Here is a 17258-nt window from a genome sequence, read left to right as displayed (position 1 = left end):
GAGGCGTAAACAAGTGAAAAAACTAAATGTAATGACTATTTTCGGTACTAGACCTGAAGCAATCAAAATGGCACCACTTGTCCTTGAATTGAATAAACATCCACAGATAAATTCGATTGTTACTGTAACAGCTCAGCATAGAGAAATGCTTGATCAAGTCCTTGAGGCTTTTTCTATTACGCCAGATCATGATTTAAACATCATGAAGCAGCGCCAGACATTATCTGAAATCACATCAAATGCACTATTGAAACTAGATCAATTATTCCAAGAGGAAAAACCTGATATTGTCCTTGTTCATGGAGACACAACTACAACCTTTGCAGGAAGCTTGGCCGCATTCTACCACCAAATTTCTGTCGGTCACGTTGAAGCGGGTTTAAGAACACACAATAAATACTCGCCGTTCCCTGAGGAATTGAACCGACAAATGACAGGCACGATTGCCGATATTCATTTTGCTCCTACAAATGAGGCGAAACAGAATCTTTTAATTGAAAATAAAAAAGAAGAGACGATTTGTGTGACGGGGAATACTGCCATTGATGCATTGCAAACAACAGTTACAGAGCAGTATCAACACCCTATTTTAGAGAAAATAGGCACAGATAAAATGATTTTGTTAACGGCTCATCGCAGAGAAAATCTTGGCCAGCCGATGAAAAACATGTTTAGAGCAATTAGACGTATTGTAGAAGAGTTTGAAGATGTTCAGGTTGTCTACCCTGTACATTTAAACCCTGCTGTTCGTGATGCGGCTCAGACAGAATTCAGTGATCTTGATCGTGTGCACTTAATTGAGCCGCTTGAAGTTGTTGATTTCCATAACTTCGCTGCTGCCTCACACTTTATATTAACGGATTCTGGCGGTGTACAAGAGGAGGCACCTTCTCTAGGGAAGCCAGTACTAGTGCTGCGCGATACAACAGAACGCCCTGAAGGTGTGAAAGCAGGTACGCTTAAGCTCGCTGGTACAGATGAAGAGACCATTTACAACATGGCAAAGCAGCTGCTAGTCGATCAGAAAGAGTACGACAACATGTCAAAGGCGTCTAATCCATATGGTGATGGACAAGCCTCAAAACGAATTGTCGAAGAGCTTCTCCATCGTTTTGGATTAAGCGAAGAAAAACCAGTTCCATTTCAATCATAAAAAAAGAAGACTACAGAAATGTAGTCTTCTTTTTTACTGCTCCAAACTTTCCTTCAATTCCTTCTTCACATTCGCAAGACTGCTGTCATCAAGCTGGTAGTAATAAATGTTATTGATACGTGCGCCTGATCCTTTCAGCTCGTGCTGCTTTACATGCTGTCTTGCATCGCGATAATCATTCATCATCGTCCACATATCGTCAAATGACATATTTGTCTTCATATTATTTTCCACGACTTTGAACATATCGCCGAATTTCGTGATAGATGAAATGTTTGCACCTTTTGCAATGATGCCCTCAATGACTTGGCGCTGTCTTTGCTGACGTCCGAAGTCACCCTTTGGATCCTGCTTTCTCATTCTCGTATAGGCAAGGGCTTGATCCCCGTTCAGGTTAATCTCTCCTGTACCAAATGAATGGCCATCATAGCTAAATGCAAACGTGCTGTTCACCGTAATGCCGCCAAGTGTATCGACAATATCCTTAAAACTTTCCATATTGACTTTAACGAAGTAATCAACAGGTACATCAAGCAGTTCCTCTACAGTATCTGCTGCCATTTGTGTACCGCCGAATGCGTAGGAATGGTTGATTTTATCCATTGTGCCTTTTCCGACAATTTTCGTATACGTATCACGCGGGATGCTCACCATTTCAGTCGTTTTCGTTTTCGGATTTACTGTCATGTATATTAATGTGTCTGCACGGCCTCGGTCATTTTTTCGTTCATCGACACCCATGACTAAAATAGAAATCGGGTCTTTCTTATTTAAATCGACATCTTTGTCACGCTTATCTGACTTCTTTAAATTCTCCTGAATGCCTGCGACGGTCGATGCTGCTGTGTTCCAAAGATGATATGCGTATCCGCCAGTTGCTAATACAAATAAGCCAATAATCGATAAAACAATCCAAAGAACCTTTTTCTTCTTTCTTTTTCTTTCAGCTCTCATAATGTCCCTCACCTTTTCTATGATTCTTCCATGATTATAGGTTTACGAATCTTGATAAACAAGTTATTTTTTTACTCTGAACCTAGATATAGACGTTGTAACAAAAAAAAGGTTTCAAAAAACCTTAAATTTACCTTAAAATAATAAGTTATAAGACGATACAAAGACATGAGGTGAAAAAAATGAAGAAAATCGTCGTTTTACCGTTCTTAATACTGCTACTAGGTATCGTGCTCACTGCATGTGGAACGGCTGAGCAGTCCACAGGAGAAAACAAGACAAGCAGTTCAACTCCTCAGGTGCTGGAAGAGAAAGCTGAATTTATTGGAATGGCTGATGCACATACAGTCGAAGTGAAAAAAGTGAATACGACCTTAAGCTATGAATTTACGGATAATTTTAAAGATGTGTTAAATGAATTTAAACCAGGAGACACAGTAGAAATCTCTTACTTTATTAATGACAGTGGTCAAAAGGAAATCCAGAAGATTGAAAAACAGAAGTAAAAAAGATGGGCGGGATGAACAAAATTGAAGAAAACAGGCGTTACACTAATCGTTCTCATGATACTGACTCTACTAGTCGCACCCTTTCAGTCTGCCATGGCAAGCTCGACAATTTCAGTGAAATTGTCTAATTATATCGGAAACAAAACAAGCATGGATATCTCAACAACTGGGGAATACAAGCTATCAGGATCAAATGTTGCTGTGACGAAAAGATATGACGGTAAAAATCGCTATGAAGTAGCCAATAGCATTGCATCTGCTGGCTGGAAAAATCCTTCAACTGTTGTCATTGTCAGTCGTGATGCATTTGATCATGCAATTTCTGTATCACCGTTAGCATACAAACTGGGCGCACCTATTTTGTATACGAATATTGAAAAACTGACGAAAACAACAGAAAACCAGCTGAAGAAAATGAAGCCGGATAACATTCTGATTGTCGGAAATACGAAAAGCATTTCAACAGCTGCTGAGAAATCTATTAAAAAGTATGGCAAAGTCAGACGTATTAGTGGAAAAGACAAGTTTGAAATCTCCCAAAAAATCGCTAAAGAAATGGGTAACTATAAGCAAGCTGTCGTTGTCGGCGGGAACTCATTTATGAATGGGATTGCCATTGCATCCTATGCATCGAGAAAGGGATACCCTATCCTGTTAACAAAAAAAGATTCCATTCCGTCTTATAGAATGCCAAGTAAAGTGATCATCATCGGCAGTACGAAAAGTACTGGACAAAAAGTTGAAAATCAAATCAAAAAAACCTCACAGGTGACAAGAATCAGTGGTGCCAATCGATATGAATTATCTGTGAATATTATAAAGAAATTAAATATTAATGCAGATAAAGTTTATTTGGCGAAAGCCTCTAGCTATATTTATGCTATGCCGCTGTCGCAATTGGCTGCAAAATCTAACAGTACCGTTGTGTATGTGAAACCCGATTCTGTCACAGCGTCTTTAAAAGCACTGTTGAAAGAAAAAGGTACATATGCTTATCATCTTGCGGGCAGCACAAGTGCGATTAAAGATAGCTTGAAAAATTCCTTAGCCAAACAAGTTTATCTGAAAAAAAATCAAAACTACCAATTGAATATTTCTAACGGAAAAATTTCATTAAAAGGCATAAAAACGTATAACACAGTAAGAGTTGTTCCTGAGAAATATTCAACAAAAAATGTCCTTCAAATTGCAGGAAAGCCGTATTTAGGCAGCGTAAACTTTGCAATTGAATCAGGGTATATCAGGCCGACTCTCGAAAATATTCCATTTGAAGACTATTTAAAAGGTGTAGTGCCAAATGAAATGCCTGCAAGCTGGAATGTTGAAGCGTTAAAAGCACAGGCGGTTGCCGCTAGAACGTATTCTGTGAAAAGTATTGGAAAAGTCGTCCCTGATACAACAGCCTTCCAAGTCTATGGAGGATATAACTGGTACACAAATTCGACAAAAGCTGTCGATGCCACAAAAGGAAAGGTTCTGAAATACAACAATCAACTCATTTCAGCAACCTATTACTCTAGCAATGGCGGTTATACAGAGGCAAGTGAAGAAGTATGGGGAAATGCACTGCCATACTTAGTGGCCAAAAAGGATCCAAAAGATCCAGTCAATCCATGGACACTGAAACTCTCTAAGAAACAACTTAGCACGACATTGACTGCTAGTACAGCAGCATCTGAGTGGTCTAAAGCAAAAGAGACAAATGCAGCTGACCTTGCTGGCCTGAAATCATGGCTGCTTAAAAACAAAGAAACTGCTGCATCTGATATGAAAATCGCATCCATCTCAAGCCTGACGTTCTCAGGGAAAACAAAAGGCCAGCGTGCGAAGACGGTATCGATCAAACTGACATACCATCTGAAAAACAAAACAGGCACATATTCGGTGAACAAAAGCACAACGGCAAGTATGAAGATGACCGAGTTTCGATCAGTCATGGGCGCAACAAAAGTGAAAAGCACGTTTGCGTCAGTCAAAAACAACACAAATGACTTCACGATTTCAGGAAAAGGGTATGGCCACGGCATTGGTATGAGCCAATACGGAGCTAAAGCGAGAGCTGAATCTGGAAACTCATATTCTTCCATACTCTCGTTCTACTATCCAGGTACAAAACTAACAAACTATTAAAGGGTAAAAGGAGGACATAGAAGATGCGCTCATTGATGAAAACAGCCATCCTCAGCCTCATCGCCATTTTCGTTATCGTTCCAACAGCATTGGCAGACAATTCAGTCTCAAGAATTGATGGCGGGAGCAGATATGCCGTAGCGGCAAACGTAGCGAAAAAAGGATGGGGAACTGCAAGTACAGTCGTTTTAGTAGGGAAAACTGCGTATGCAGATGCAACAGCAGGGATTCCACTTGCACATCAAAAAAATGGACCAGTTCTTTACACAAACAGTAAAAGCCTTTCGGGTGATACAAAGAAAGCCTTAACTTCATTAAAAACAAAGACGGTGATCGTTTTAGGCAGCACATCAAGTGTGTCAAACAACGTGGTCAACCAAGTGAAGAAAATGGGCATCTCCACACAGCGTATTTCAGGAAAAAACCGATATGAGCTATCTGCTAATATCGCGAAAAAAATGAAAAAGCCAGCAGGCGTCGTTGTCGTTGAGGGTTCTTTCTATGCACATGGGATTGCAATTGCACCTGTAGCCGCTCAAAAAGGATTCCCGATTCTATACACAGATAAAAAGGGACTTCGTTCTGAAATCGCTTCTGTTGCAAAAGCAAGCAATGTGAAACAAACCATTGTAGTCGGCGGAGAGAATTACGTCACAAAAGCAGCTTATAACCAATTGAAATCTCCAACACGAATCAAAGGCTCGACTCGTTATGATGTCGCGGCAAATATTGTGAAAAAATACAATATGAGCGTCAATAATACCTATGTAGGAAGAGGATTTGGCTATGCCACTTCATCTTCTGCTGCAGGCATTGCGGCGAAGCAAAACAAAGCATTGCTTCTAACGAATGAAAAGACGCTGCCAAAAGTAACAAGAGCAACAGTGAGCAGCAAGAAAATCACTAAATTTACTGTCGTAGGCAGTACAAATACTGTCACACCAACTGTTGTAAACCAGCTGAAAAACCCGGCTGTTGGAAAAAAAGTATTCATTGACCCAGGTCATGGCGCGCATGATTCAGGTGCTGTAGGTTACGGATTATATGAAAAGAATTTGAATTTAGACGTAGCAAAGCGTTTAAATACGAAATTAAACAACGCTGGTGCACTCGTGACTATGTCAAGAACATCAGACACATTTGATAGTCTTCAAACACGAGTGAGCAAAGGTGCCAATGCGAAAGCGGATATCTTCATTAGTGTCCATGCGAACTCAAATGATAACAGCAGTGCAAATGGAACAGAAACATACTATGACAAAACATATGCGGCTGCAAACAGCCTGAAGCTGGCGCAAAACATCCAGCCAAAAATGGTTAGTGCACTAGGGACAAGAGACCGTGGTGTGAAAACAGCTGGCTTCTACGTCATTAAATATTCTAAAATGCCGAGTGTTCTTTTAGAAACTGGTTTTGTTTCTAGTCCAGTTGATTCAAACATCTTGAAATCTGCTACGTATAAAGATCGTTTAGCGTCAGGCATTTCAAGCGGTGTGTCAGGTTATTTTAGATAAGAAAACACAAACCTGAGGGGTGCCTCAGATACTCCTCTTAGGCTGCTCGAGTAAGAACTCGGCAGCCTTTTTTTAAAAGTCCACGAAGAAACATTGTCAAGTTAAAAATACATTTCATTTTTGGGTATGTTTGTTATAATTGAAACATAGAAGGTGAATGGTTTACGCATAAATCTTCAGCAAACCGACAAATCATGAAGAGGTGACGATCTTGAAAAAATTAATCACAATGCCGTTTCTAGTATTGCTTCTAGGAGTATTGCTCACAGCGTGCGGCACAACAAATCAATCAAGCGATAACAAAAAGGATGACAGTAAAAAAGAAACAACCGAAGCAGCTGATCAAAACAAAGATAAGGCTGCAGACGAAAAATCAGAAGATGATCAATCATCAAAAAACGAAAAATCAGATGATCAAAGTAAAGAAACAGCTGCTCAAACAGAAGAACCAGCAGGTCAATCTGATGAAGAAGCAAAAGACAGCTCAAGCAAAGAAATTACAAAAGAAGAACCTGCTAAAGACCAATCAAAATCTGACTCAAAACCTGACTCTAAAACAAAGAAAGAATCAACGACTAGTAAGAAAAATGAAGTCACCAAAGAAGGCACATATGTCGGTTTGGCTGATGGACATACAATTGCTGTCAACATTGATGGAAAAGAAGTAGCTATTCAATTCGGAAATACCTTTTCTAAACAAGTGAACAGCTTAAAAGAAGAATCAAAAGTAAAAGTAACCTATACAAAAGATGCAAATGGAACACTTCGATTGAAAACGATCGAATCTGTAAAAGCAAAATAAAGAAAAGACCCGGAGACCCGCAGAATTGCGGGTCTTTTTTACGTTGAAAAGGGCATAACTTGATATAAGTGCACATTCTTAACACAGTTTTACAAGACTTAACAGCGCATTTACATTTGCTTAATGTTGCTCTGCTAAACTGACTTTCATAGAACATCTCTTTACACAACAACTACTTTGAATGGTGAGGTGCAGGTCAGTGAGTGCAGAGAAAGCGATGAATCTTTACAGAGAATATGAAGTGAGACGAAATCACTCTTTTGCCTTAACAGAACATATGGTTCGTTATTTATTTGCAAAACGTTTCATAGATTTAATGTTCTCGTTCATCGGATTGATGTTGAGTACGCCAATCATTTTGCTGTTTGCTCTTTTGATTAAGCTGGAAACACCAGGGCCAGCCTTTTATATGCAGGAAAGGGTCGGGAAAGACGGTGTTTACTTTAAATTATGGAAGCTCAGATCGATGAGAACTGACGCAGAAAGCGGAGGAGCGAAATGGGCTCAAAAAAATGACCCGCGTATCACCAAAGTGGGGGCATTCATTCGTAAAACAAGAATTGATGAACTTCCGCAATTTATCAACGTGTTAAAAGGAGAAATGAGTATCGTAGGTCCTCGTCCGGAAAGACCGATGTTTACCGCAGAATTTAATCGGACGATTCCAGGCTTCACAAAAAGATTGGCAGTAAAGCCGGGGCTGACAGGTCTTGCTCAAGTAAATGGCGGATATGAAATGAGTCCAAGTGAAAAATTAACACATGACTTACAGTATATTCAAAACTTGACATTTTCTCTCGACACGAAGATTATGGTAAAAACGTTAAAAGTCATCATGACTGGTGACGGAGCCAGATAAGTAAAGTAGGGAAGAGAAATGGCAAGTATGAAAAAACGTATGCTAGGCGGGGCAAAATGGACAAGCTTGTCCGCATTGATCATCACCATCATCCAAATCGCACAGTTCGCCTTTTTAGGGAACGTGATGTCACTCAAGGAGTTTGGACTCGTTGGCATGATCACAACTGTAACAATATTTACGCAGATTTTGCTTGATCTAGGAATTGGGGCAGCGATCATTCAAAAGGAACAAACGACAGAACGTCAATTATCTACATTATATTGGATCAACTTGTTCACAGGGATTATCTTGTTTTGTCTGCTCATCCTGCTAAGCCCAATGATAGCCGCTTTTTATAACCGGCCAGAGCTAGAGGGTCTGCTCAAGCTATTATCGATCATGTTTCTGATCGCACCGATTGGCCAGCAGTACCAGTATATGATGCAAAAAGACTTAGCCTTTAAAACATTAAGCACCATTGAAGCCATTGCGACCATCATATCGCTGCTCGTTTTACTCGTTTTCGCCTTCTTCATGAATCCGATTGTCGCCTATGTCATCTCTCAAGTGCTGCTGCAATCAGGAAAAGGTCTCATGTATGCAGCGGCTTATTGGAAGAAGTGGCGTCCAGCACCTGTTTTTGCATTAGGAGAGGTGAAGGAATTTTTCTCATTCGGTACATTCCAGCTCGCATCCAGACTGGTCAACCGAGCAGGATCAAACATCGACATGATATTAATCGGTCGATTTCTTGGAGCGGAGGCGTTAGGTATTTACAGCTTGGCGTATCAAATTGTGACGATACCCGTACTGAAGATAAATCCGATTGTGACGAGAGTGGCTTTCCCAGTTTTCGCAAAAAGTCAGCGTGATCACTCCATGCTGCGTGAGGGCTTCCTAAGTATGACGAATATGCTCGCATTGGTTAGTTTTCCATTATTAATCGGCCTTGCTGCCGTATCAGACAGTTTTATAGAAGTCGTGTTTGGAGAGAAATGGCTAGTAGCGGTTCCGGTTTTAAATATATTGTGCATTGTCGGCCTGCTGCGTGTGCTGATGAATCCAAACGGTTCCATACTTCTTGCAAAAGGGAGAGCGGACTTAGCCTTTTATTGGGATACGGGGATGCTCATCGTGTATGGCTGCGCATTATATGCAGGTGTCATGACAGGCAGTCTGCTCACAGTAGCTTGGATTTATTCAGGTGTCAGCCTGCTCAATTTTATTGTCGGCAGATGGCTCATGGCATATGTCATTCAGCTTGATATGAAGGTGTATTTAAAATCACTTGGAAAGCCTGCTGTCATGACACTGCTTATGGCGATCTGTGCGATAGCTTTACATCAAGGGATGAAGCTGACATCAGCAGATATTTCACTTCAATTACTTCTGACTGTTTGTGTCAGTGCTGCATTGTATGGCTTGCTGCTCATCAAAATGTATCCGCAGGCTGCAGGCAAATTATTGAGAAGAGGTCGTTCGTCATGAAGGTACTATGGCTCACAAGTGTATATCCTAGTGAAAAACATCCAAGTGAGGGCGTATTTCATGAAACACAAGTCCAGGAGCTGCTCAAACAAGGAATAGAAGTGGTTGTCATTTGTCCTAATCCAGTGAATCCGCCGGTTTTACGGATGCTCAAGTCATCCTATCGGCAGAAAAAAGAGCTGCCTGAACAGGAAGTGCGGAACGGAGTGAAGGTTTACAGACCGTCTTATCGAGCGCTCCCTGGACAACTGAAATGGGCACAGCCGAGTAAACGAATAGCGGCTTCCGTTCTCCGGGCAATGCAGGATCATCAGCTGTCACCAGATTTCATCCATGCGCATTTTGCCATGCCGTCTGGCGGAGCGGCGGCTGTCATTCAAAAAGAAACGCAAATCCCTTATCTTCTGACCTTACATGGCAGTGATGTGAACGTATATCCGAGCTATAGCAAAGGGGCACAGGCAGCCTTTGAAACGGCGGTGAAGCAGGCGTCTGTTGTTCTGACAGTGAGTGAGGAGCTCGCTAAAAAGACAAATGATATGACGAAGGTAGAAGCAAAATGTCTTCCGCTTGGTATACCGCTCCAATCATTTTCAAGAACGCAAGAAGATCAAAAAGGCATCAGAAAGCACTTAGGTTTACCGCTTAAAGATAAGCTCGTTGTTTTCGTCGGGCGTTTAGTGAAAGAGAAGGGCTTGCTTGAATTAGCTGATGCTGTCAGCAGCATGGAGGGTGTGAAAGCAGTCTTTGTCGGAAAAGGCCCCCTTGCAAAGGAGCTCACGGAACGGGCGGGAGCATCTATTATACTCCCAGGGCAGGTACCGAATGAGCAGGTAAGAGACTACTTAATGGCAGCTGATCTGTTTGCACTCCCGTCCTACAGTGAAGGAATGCCAACCGTCGTACTAGAAGCGCTCGCTTTAAAAGTACCTGTCATTGCAACACGGGTTGGTGGTCTCCCATCCTTATTTTCTACCTATCAACACCTGCTCGTTGAGCCACGTTCGGCGAGTCAGCTGAAAGAGGCGATTCACGCCTGCCTCTATGAAAACAGATGGAATGAGCAAGTGAAAAGCGATCTTCATGAAATGGTTCATACAGAATATTCATCAGAACATAATGCGAAGCATCTCATTCAGCAATATGAGAAGGTGCTCAATCAATCAACATCCATCGTTTAAACAGTATGAAATGTGCAAAGAATGATAGATAGATAAACAGCTTGGAACGGACAATATGCTTTTACTGAGAGGATGAAAAATGTTGAAGAAAATTGCTGTGATTGGAACAGGGTATGTCGGGTTAGTATCGGGTACTTGTTTTGCTGATATCGGAAATCGTGTCATCTGCTGTGACATCGATGAATCAAAAATCAACAGCTTAAAAAGTGGTGTCGTTCCCATTTATGAACCAGGTTTAAAGGAATTGATTGAAAAGAATACAGAAGAAGGAAGACTGTTTTTTACAACGAATATTACTGCCGCTATTAGGGAATCAGAGATTATCTATATTGCCGTAGGGACACCGATGACACCACAAGGGGAAGCGGATTTAACGTATGTGAAAGCCGTCGCTCAAACGATCGGTGAACACCTGAATGGCTATAAAATCATCGTCAATAAAAGCACAGTGCCCGTTGGAACAGGCCGTCTCGTTCAAGCCATTGTGGAAAAAGCATCGCGCAGCAAATATCCCTTTGACGTCGTATCCAATCCAGAGTTTCTCCGAGAAGGCTCTGCAATTCAAGACACGATGAATATGGAGCGGGCGGTCATTGGTTCAACAAGCACTCATGCTTCCACCATCATCAAAAGGCTGCATGATCCGTTTCAAACAGAAGTTGTGGAGACCAACTTAGAAAGTGCTGAAATGATTAAGTATGCTGCAAATGCCATGCTTGCCACAAAAATCTCTTTCATTAATGACATTGCAAATATTTGCGAAAGGGTGGGTGCTGACGTTGAAAAAGTCAGTGAAGGAGTTGGATTAGACAGCCGCATCGGGCATAAATTTTTAAAAGCAGGCATTGGATTTGGGGGTTCTTGTTTCCCGAAAGACACAATGGCTCTTCTCAAAATTGCCGAAACATCCGGGTATCGGTTCAAGCTGATCGAATCTGTCATTGAAACGAACAACAACCAAAGAGCCCACCTTGTCAGCAAACTGATGAGTGTGTTCGGTGATATTAAAGGAAAAACCATTTCTGTCTTAGGTCTTGCATTCAAACCGAATACGAATGATATGCGTTCCGCACCTGCATTAGATATTATCCCAATGCTGAGAGAGCTAGGTGCTTTTGTAAAAGCCTATGATCCGATTGCTTATATAGAAGCTGAGCGAGAGCTTGGTCCGCAGGCGGTTTTCAGCAACGACCTGTATGAAACAGTAAAAGATACCGATGCCTGTCTCATCCTAACAGAATGGGATGACGTACAGAAGATGGATAAAGACCAGATCAAGCAGCTGCTTCGTTCGCCAATTGTAATTGATGGAAGGAATTTGTTTGATCCAGCAGAAATGAAAGAGAGAGGATTTATTTACCAGTCTATCGGCCGCCCAAGTGTATGGGAAGCAGAATTGGTATCGAAGGCACAATAACAGGGGGAGCTTGGATGAAGAAAGTATTGGTTACTGGGGGAAGCGGATTTATTGGATCACATACGGTAGAGGCTTTACTAGAAAAAGGCTATGAGCCCATCGTTCTTGATAACTTTTCAACTGGATCTCGAGAAAATATTGCCCATCTTTCCGTGAAATGCATAGAGGCAGATATCACAAAGCCAGCGACGATTGATTTGATCAAACAAATCGCGCCGGATTATATCATTCATCTTGCAGCACAAGTAAGTGTAGCCGTTTCCGTTCAGGATTTCGTTTATGACGAAGAGGTCAATATCAAAGGATCTCTGCACGTCATGAAAGCTGCGGCTGAAGCAGGAGTGGAAAAAGTCATCTTTGCCTCATCAGCAGCTGTCTATGGAGACCCGGTGTATCTGCCGGTAGACACCGCTCACCGGCTGAAGCCTGGTTCACCTTATGGCTTAGCAAAACTGACAGTAGAGCGGTATTTAGAAATGGCAAAATCACTTTATGATGTGGACTATTGTATTCTTAGGTACAGCAATGTATATGGTCCTCGCCAAGACGCACTTGGCGAAGGTGGTGTTGTTTCTATTTTCTCTGATAAGTTTGCAAAGGATGAGGCCCCTTTTATCTTTGGAGATGGGGAACAAACAAGGGACTTTATCTATGTGGGTGATCTAGCAGCAGCGAATGTTGCGGCATTAACAGCCCAATCAAACGTTTGTTTAAATATTTCGTGTGGTCATTCCATCACTGTGAATGAACTGTTTCAAACGATGAAACGGGTAACGAGTTCACAGCTTGAACCGATTTACAAGCCGCAGCGTGCAGGAGATATCGTGCATAGTACACTAGCAAATGAGGAAACGAAACAAGTCTTAGCTTGGGAGCCTGTTGTGAGTTTACAGGAAGGTTTGGCTCGTACCATTTCCTACTATAAACAGGAAGTCAAGGCTTAATCCCTCAAATCGGATGGGTTGCTTAGGAGGAAAATGGGTATGAGCGTGAAACAAACAGCATGGCAAATCATGATCGGATGTATATTATTTGCAGCAGGGCTAGGACTTGTACAAATGGCGTCTGCGCAGCCCATCGGGTTAAAAAAGATCGTCACCATTCCGGTCCTGCTTTTGATCCTGACGGCTTTTCTCGTGTTAATGAAGCTATACATGAACGGTGAACAAGTGTTCATGTCAGCCATTTATCTTTTAATTGCATTGACCTTTCTCAACAACGCTTTCTTTTCAATTAGTGCTGGGTTCTTTAGTCTTTTTCTCTACCGTATTATGCTCATTGCTGCCTTTGCATTATTCATATGGCGGATGAGAGATAAGGGGACGTACATATCGCAGTGGCAGCAGATTCGTGTAAAAGGGATTCTTGGTTTTTTCGCTGCATGGTTTCTTTATGGGCTCATCTCACTGCTGTGGGCTCATTCGGTGACAGACGGTCTCAAATATATGTCCCTGCTTGCGATGGGGATGGGGTTTGTCTTTCTTGTGGTCATGTACATCCAGCGAATGGATCAAGTGGTCACCTTTTATAGCATTTGGCTCATCATGACTGTATTTGTAATGGGGATAGGGTTTTATAATCACTTTACTTTGAACCATTTACCGAATACTTCATTGTATCTTGGGCCGGCGTATAAACAGCACTATCCTACAGCTGTCTTTTTTAATCAAAATGATTTTGCGACGTTTTTATCGATTAGCTTTTTCTTATATTTAGCGTGTATGCGTCAAATGAAAAATGGTTATCTCAAAGCATTTGGATTATTTGGCGCCATCGCAGCACTGTATCTCATTTTGTTAACAGAATCCCGCGCGAGCCTGCTTGGCATATTTGCAGGAGTCGCCATCTATGTGTGGCTGCTCATGCCGCGCTTTCTCAAAAAGTGGTCACTCATCGCAGCAGGTGGACTTGGTGTCATCTGTATCGCGGTTTTTTCAGCCAAGATTTATTCAGTCTTTTATGACTTGTTTCTCGCTTCTCAGGTCGCGCATTCTTTTAGTGAACCACTCCCATCCAACATTGCGAGAGCGAATTTGATCAAAAATGCATGGCATTTCTTTACGGATTCATACGGATTTGGTGTCGGAGCGGGGAATGTGTCTTACTACTTAGCCCACTTTTCAATCTTTGATACAGATCAAGTGGTTGAAGTGCACAATTGGCTGCTGGAAGTGATGACGAACTTTGGATTTGCGGTCATGCTGGGCTATATCTCCGTCTACGCTTATCTCATGTTCACACTGTATAAACAATACCAATGGGCTGACACAAGATCAGCAAAAATGATCATTGAAGGTTTGTTCGCTGCCATGCTGAGCTTTCTCGTTTCAAGTATCAGCCCTAGTTCTGTCTCGAATTTATATTTCCACTGGGTCTTTTTAGGACTCGTGATCGCAGCGGTGAATATGTTGAAAAACAAACAGCGGTTTAAGACTTGGTAAACCGTGTGTGATGCTGCGCTGGTATGGCTACACTAGTGAAAAAGCAAATACGTCAATGTTGGGAGAATGAACATGTCTGGTTTCATATCAAGAATAGGGAAGCGAATCAAAAAGTATATCGTATGGCTCGTGCTGCTGCCTGTCGTATTAGGCGCTTTTGGATTCTTTTTTGCCAAAGGAACAACGCAGCAGTCTAGTTACACAGCTGCTGTTACTCTCACGCTTGGTAAATATGATGACGGAGTGTATAACAATATGGCTGAAGTGACATCTCTATTAAAAAGTGATGCCTTTCTGAATGAAGCACTCAGTGACATCAAAGAAGAAGAAAGGCAGGATGTGAAAAGCCGCCTCATCCTCACCAATCAATCAGATACACAATTACAGCTGTCCTTCACAGATGCTGAGAAGGATCATGCTTTAGCTGTCGTGAAGCAGGTGTCGGATACATTTCTGAAGCAAGATAAAGCATTATTTACAAAAAGGCAACAGGTGATTGAAAGTAGATTATCTGCTCTAAAAGACGAATCTGTCAGCAACGATTCCAAAGTAGATAAAGAACGATTCTTATATGAATTGGAGTCTACAAAGCTTGGAATGAAGCAGGCGAAGATTGTTGACCCTGCTCAAGTTCTTGATGAAGGCAATAAAGGCATGTCAGCGAAAAAGCGTGCACTGCTTGGACTTGTCATTGGCTTTAGTATCTCGCTCATGTTTGTGGTCTTGCCCGAAGTGTTCAAAGAATCTTAATGATGAACTGGAGATGAGTCTTAGGTGAACAATCAACCGTTAGTATCAATTATTACACCGGCCTATAATGCGGAACGTTATTTAACGGATACAGTTCATTCCGTCCTTGCCCAAACCTATTCCAATTGGGAACTGATCATCGCAGATGATTGTTCAACAGATGGAACAAGGAAGCTGCTTGGGGACTTATGTGAAGCAGACGACAGAATCAACGTCATTTATTTAGAGCAAAATGGGGGAGCCGCCATCGCTAGAAATACAGCCATCAAACAGGCAAAAGGCCGCTTTATTGCTTTTTTAGACAGCGATGATAAGTGGAAAGAGACGAAGCTCGAAAAGCAGGTAGACTTCATGCTGACAAACGATTATGCCTTTACATTCACGGCATATGATATTATCGCAGAAAATGGAGAACCATTAGAAAAAACCGTCACTGCACCAGCAAGATTAACTTATGATGAAGCTTTGAAAAATACCATTATCGGCTGTTTAACGGTGATGCTTGATGTACAGAAGATCGGACATATAGAAATGCCGAACATCCGCACAAGACAGGATTTAGCAACGTGGCTGTCCATATTAAAAAGAGGATTTACAGCCTATGGCATGAGTGAACCGCTCAGTGAATACCGCATCGTTGGGAACTCGATCTCTAGTAACAAGTGGAAAGCAGCGAAAAAAACGTGGTTCGTCTACAGAGAAATTGAGCAGCTTCATTTTGTCAAAGCATCTTGGTGTTTTATGCACTATGCGACAAATGCTGTGAAGAAGCGCTTATAAACAGAAGGGAAAAAAGGTGATAAAGGTGAAAGCAGACTCGATCATACATGTTATCGTAGCGACGGGAGAATGGGGACAGGACGGCTTGAGGTACAGACGGCATCGACTGGCGGAATTTCTAGCATCTGATCCAGAAACGAAAGAGGTCATCTGGGTATGCCCATCTGCATCCCGTCATAAAGCTCCCTTTCAGCCCATAACCGATCGAATGAAGCAATTGACCATTCCTGATGTGCTTAAGAGCAAATTTTTTCGCTTTGGCCGATATCAAGACATGTTCTATATTCATAAATTGTCCCCACTTCTTGAGCATTTGCGGCAGGAGGAAAAGAAGGGAATCGCTGTTTGCTTATGGTATACGTTTCCGGGCTTTCCGCTCTTATCTTCTTTATTTGAATGGAAACATATTGTCTATGACTGCAGTGACCTGTGGGGAGAGCCGATAAGCGGCAAAAATAATTTGCTTTCTTATATGAGGCAGCGTGTCATTGTGAAAGCAGAAAATCGAATCATCAAATACGCACACAGTATTACATGCTCTTCTCAATACTTACACGATCAAATTAAAAAACGTCTCATGGGTGAACCGAAAGATGTCTTTACAGTGGAAAATGGCGTTGAGTACGATGTGTTTGCCAAAAGCAATCTCCCATGTAAGGAGGATGTGCTGGGGGGAAGAGAAGGAACTGTTCTTGGTTTTATTGGAGGCATCAAGCCGAAGCTGGATTTTGACATGATAGCAGAAGCTGCCCGCATGCAGCCTGATTGGACATTTTTATTTGTCGGTCCGGATGGAACAAATGGCGATCCATCTTTTCAGCATGCACTTAAACTGCCAAATGTGATTTGGACAGGTGCTGTTGCACCAGAAGAAGTGCCTGCGTATATGAAGCTGATTGATGTAGGCATGATGCCATACAAACAATCTCCTTACAATCAAGCCGTGTTCCCGCTCAAGCTATATGAATTTTTAGCCGCAGGAATACCGGTTGTCGGTTTAAATCTTCCGTCAACGGAAAGGCTAAAAGAGAATGATGTGTATGAATATTTAGAGGGCGAAGATCCTGCACTCTTCGTAGAAGCCTGCCAAAAAGTGATCAGCAAAAAAGACGACATGGACTATAGACATCTAAGACAAAGCCGTGCGAAGAAAAAAGATTGGCACGCGCTGTTCACAAACATGGTGGAACTAACGAATATTAAAGAAAACGCATAATTCATCAGGGATTGTGCGTTTTTATTTGTTTCTTCTTTACAGGGGAAGCTTGTGATCATCCTCTATTCAATTGTATAATGGA

General features: G+C 41.9%; 15 protein-coding genes. 14 read left to right on the top strand and 1 reads right to left on the bottom strand.

What is annotated here, in order from left to right; genetic code table 11:
* Window positions 1–13: 13 nt before the first annotated feature.
* Window positions 14–1153: a non-hydrolyzing UDP-N-acetylglucosamine 2-epimerase gene (gene wecB / locus QR42_RS16170; RefSeq protein WP_039181859.1), complete on the top strand. Its 1140-nt coding sequence runs from the start codon at window positions 14–16 to the stop codon at window positions 1151–1153.
* A 33-nt stretch (window positions 1154–1186) separates the two neighbouring features.
* Here wecB and tagU read toward each other — a convergent pair whose 3' ends face one another.
* Complete coding sequence (gene tagU / locus QR42_RS16165; RefSeq protein ID WP_039181856.1) at window positions 1187–2107, bottom strand: polyisoprenyl-teichoic acid--peptidoglycan teichoic acid transferase TagU; 921 nt, start codon at window positions 2105–2107, stop codon at window positions 1187–1189.
* A 182-nt stretch (window positions 2108–2289) separates the two neighbouring features.
* Between tagU and QR42_RS16160 the strand changes: the two genes are divergently transcribed.
* The 13 genes from QR42_RS16160 to tuaH all read left to right on the top strand — a co-directional run bounded on the left by QR42_RS16160 (window position 2290) and on the right by tuaH (window position 17176).
* On the top strand, window positions 2290–2613 hold the full coding sequence (locus QR42_RS16160; RefSeq protein WP_039181853.1) for a hypothetical protein: 324 nt from the start codon (window positions 2290–2292) through the stop codon (window positions 2611–2613).
* Window positions 2614–2637: 24 nt separating this feature from the next.
* The gene (locus tag QR42_RS16155; protein WP_039181850.1) at window positions 2638–4746 is read left to right on the top strand and encodes a SpoIID/LytB domain-containing protein; all 2109 of its coding nucleotides are present in this window, start codon (window positions 2638–2640) and stop codon (window positions 4744–4746) included.
* A gap of 23 nt (window positions 4747–4769) precedes the next feature.
* Window positions 4770–6260, top strand: a complete 1491-nt coding sequence (locus tag QR42_RS16150) for an N-acetylmuramoyl-L-alanine amidase (RefSeq protein ID WP_039181847.1) — start codon at window positions 4770–4772, stop codon at window positions 6258–6260.
* A gap of 202 nt (window positions 6261–6462) precedes the next feature.
* A complete protein-coding gene (locus tag QR42_RS16145) occupies window positions 6463–7062 on the top strand; it encodes a prolipoprotein diacylglyceryl transferase (RefSeq protein WP_235354777.1) in 600 nt (199 codons plus the stop codon).
* Between the two features lie 199 nt (window positions 7063–7261).
* Window positions 7262–7921, top strand: coding sequence for a sugar transferase (locus QR42_RS16140; RefSeq protein WP_034281119.1), 660 nt, complete (start codon window positions 7262–7264; stop codon window positions 7919–7921).
* Window positions 7922–7939: 18 nt separating this feature from the next.
* Window positions 7940–9391 (top strand): teichuronic acid biosynthesis protein TuaB, encoded by a 1452-nt coding sequence (gene tuaB, locus QR42_RS16135; RefSeq protein WP_039181841.1) that lies wholly within the window; start codon window positions 7940–7942, stop codon window positions 9389–9391.
* Window positions 9388–10572 (top strand): teichuronic acid biosynthesis protein TuaC, encoded by a 1185-nt coding sequence (tuaC, locus tag QR42_RS16130; protein ID WP_039181839.1) that lies wholly within the window; start codon window positions 9388–9390, stop codon window positions 10570–10572. Before tuaB ends, tuaC begins: the two co-directional genes overlap by 4 nt.
* A 79-nt stretch (window positions 10573–10651) precedes the next feature.
* Window positions 10652–11989 (top strand): UDP-glucose 6-dehydrogenase TuaD, encoded by a 1338-nt coding sequence (tuaD, locus tag QR42_RS16125; protein WP_039181836.1) that lies wholly within the window; start codon window positions 10652–10654, stop codon window positions 11987–11989.
* Window positions 11990–12003: 14 nt separating this feature from the next.
* The gene (locus tag QR42_RS16120) at window positions 12004–12933 is read left to right on the top strand and encodes an NAD-dependent epimerase/dehydratase family protein (protein ID WP_039181833.1); all 930 of its coding nucleotides are present in this window, start codon (window positions 12004–12006) and stop codon (window positions 12931–12933) included.
* 39 nt (window positions 12934–12972) lie between these two features.
* On the top strand, window positions 12973–14430 hold the full coding sequence (gene tuaE, locus QR42_RS16115) for a teichuronic acid biosynthesis protein TuaE (protein WP_039181830.1): 1458 nt from the start codon (window positions 12973–12975) through the stop codon (window positions 14428–14430).
* A gap of 72 nt (window positions 14431–14502) precedes the next feature.
* Window positions 14503–15180, top strand: coding sequence for a teichuronic acid biosynthesis protein TuaF (gene tuaF, locus QR42_RS16110; protein WP_039181826.1), 678 nt, complete (start codon window positions 14503–14505; stop codon window positions 15178–15180).
* A 24-nt stretch (window positions 15181–15204) separates the two neighbouring features.
* The gene (gene tuaG / locus QR42_RS16105; RefSeq protein ID WP_039181825.1) at window positions 15205–15960 is read left to right on the top strand and encodes a teichuronic acid biosynthesis protein TuaG; all 756 of its coding nucleotides are present in this window, start codon (window positions 15205–15207) and stop codon (window positions 15958–15960) included.
* A gap of 16 nt (window positions 15961–15976) precedes the next feature.
* On the top strand, window positions 15977–17176 hold the full coding sequence (tuaH, locus tag QR42_RS16100) for a teichuronic acid biosynthesis protein TuaH (protein WP_144246075.1): 1200 nt from the start codon (window positions 15977–15979) through the stop codon (window positions 17174–17176).
* The last annotated feature ends 82 nt before the right edge of the window (window positions 17177–17258 follow it).

This window comes from Bacillus sp. WP8 (assembly GCF_000800825.1).
GTDB classification, from domain to species: Bacteria; Bacillota; Bacilli; order Bacillales; family Bacillaceae; genus Bacillus; species Bacillus safensis.
This window is presented reverse-complemented; position numbering and strand designations above follow the sequence as displayed.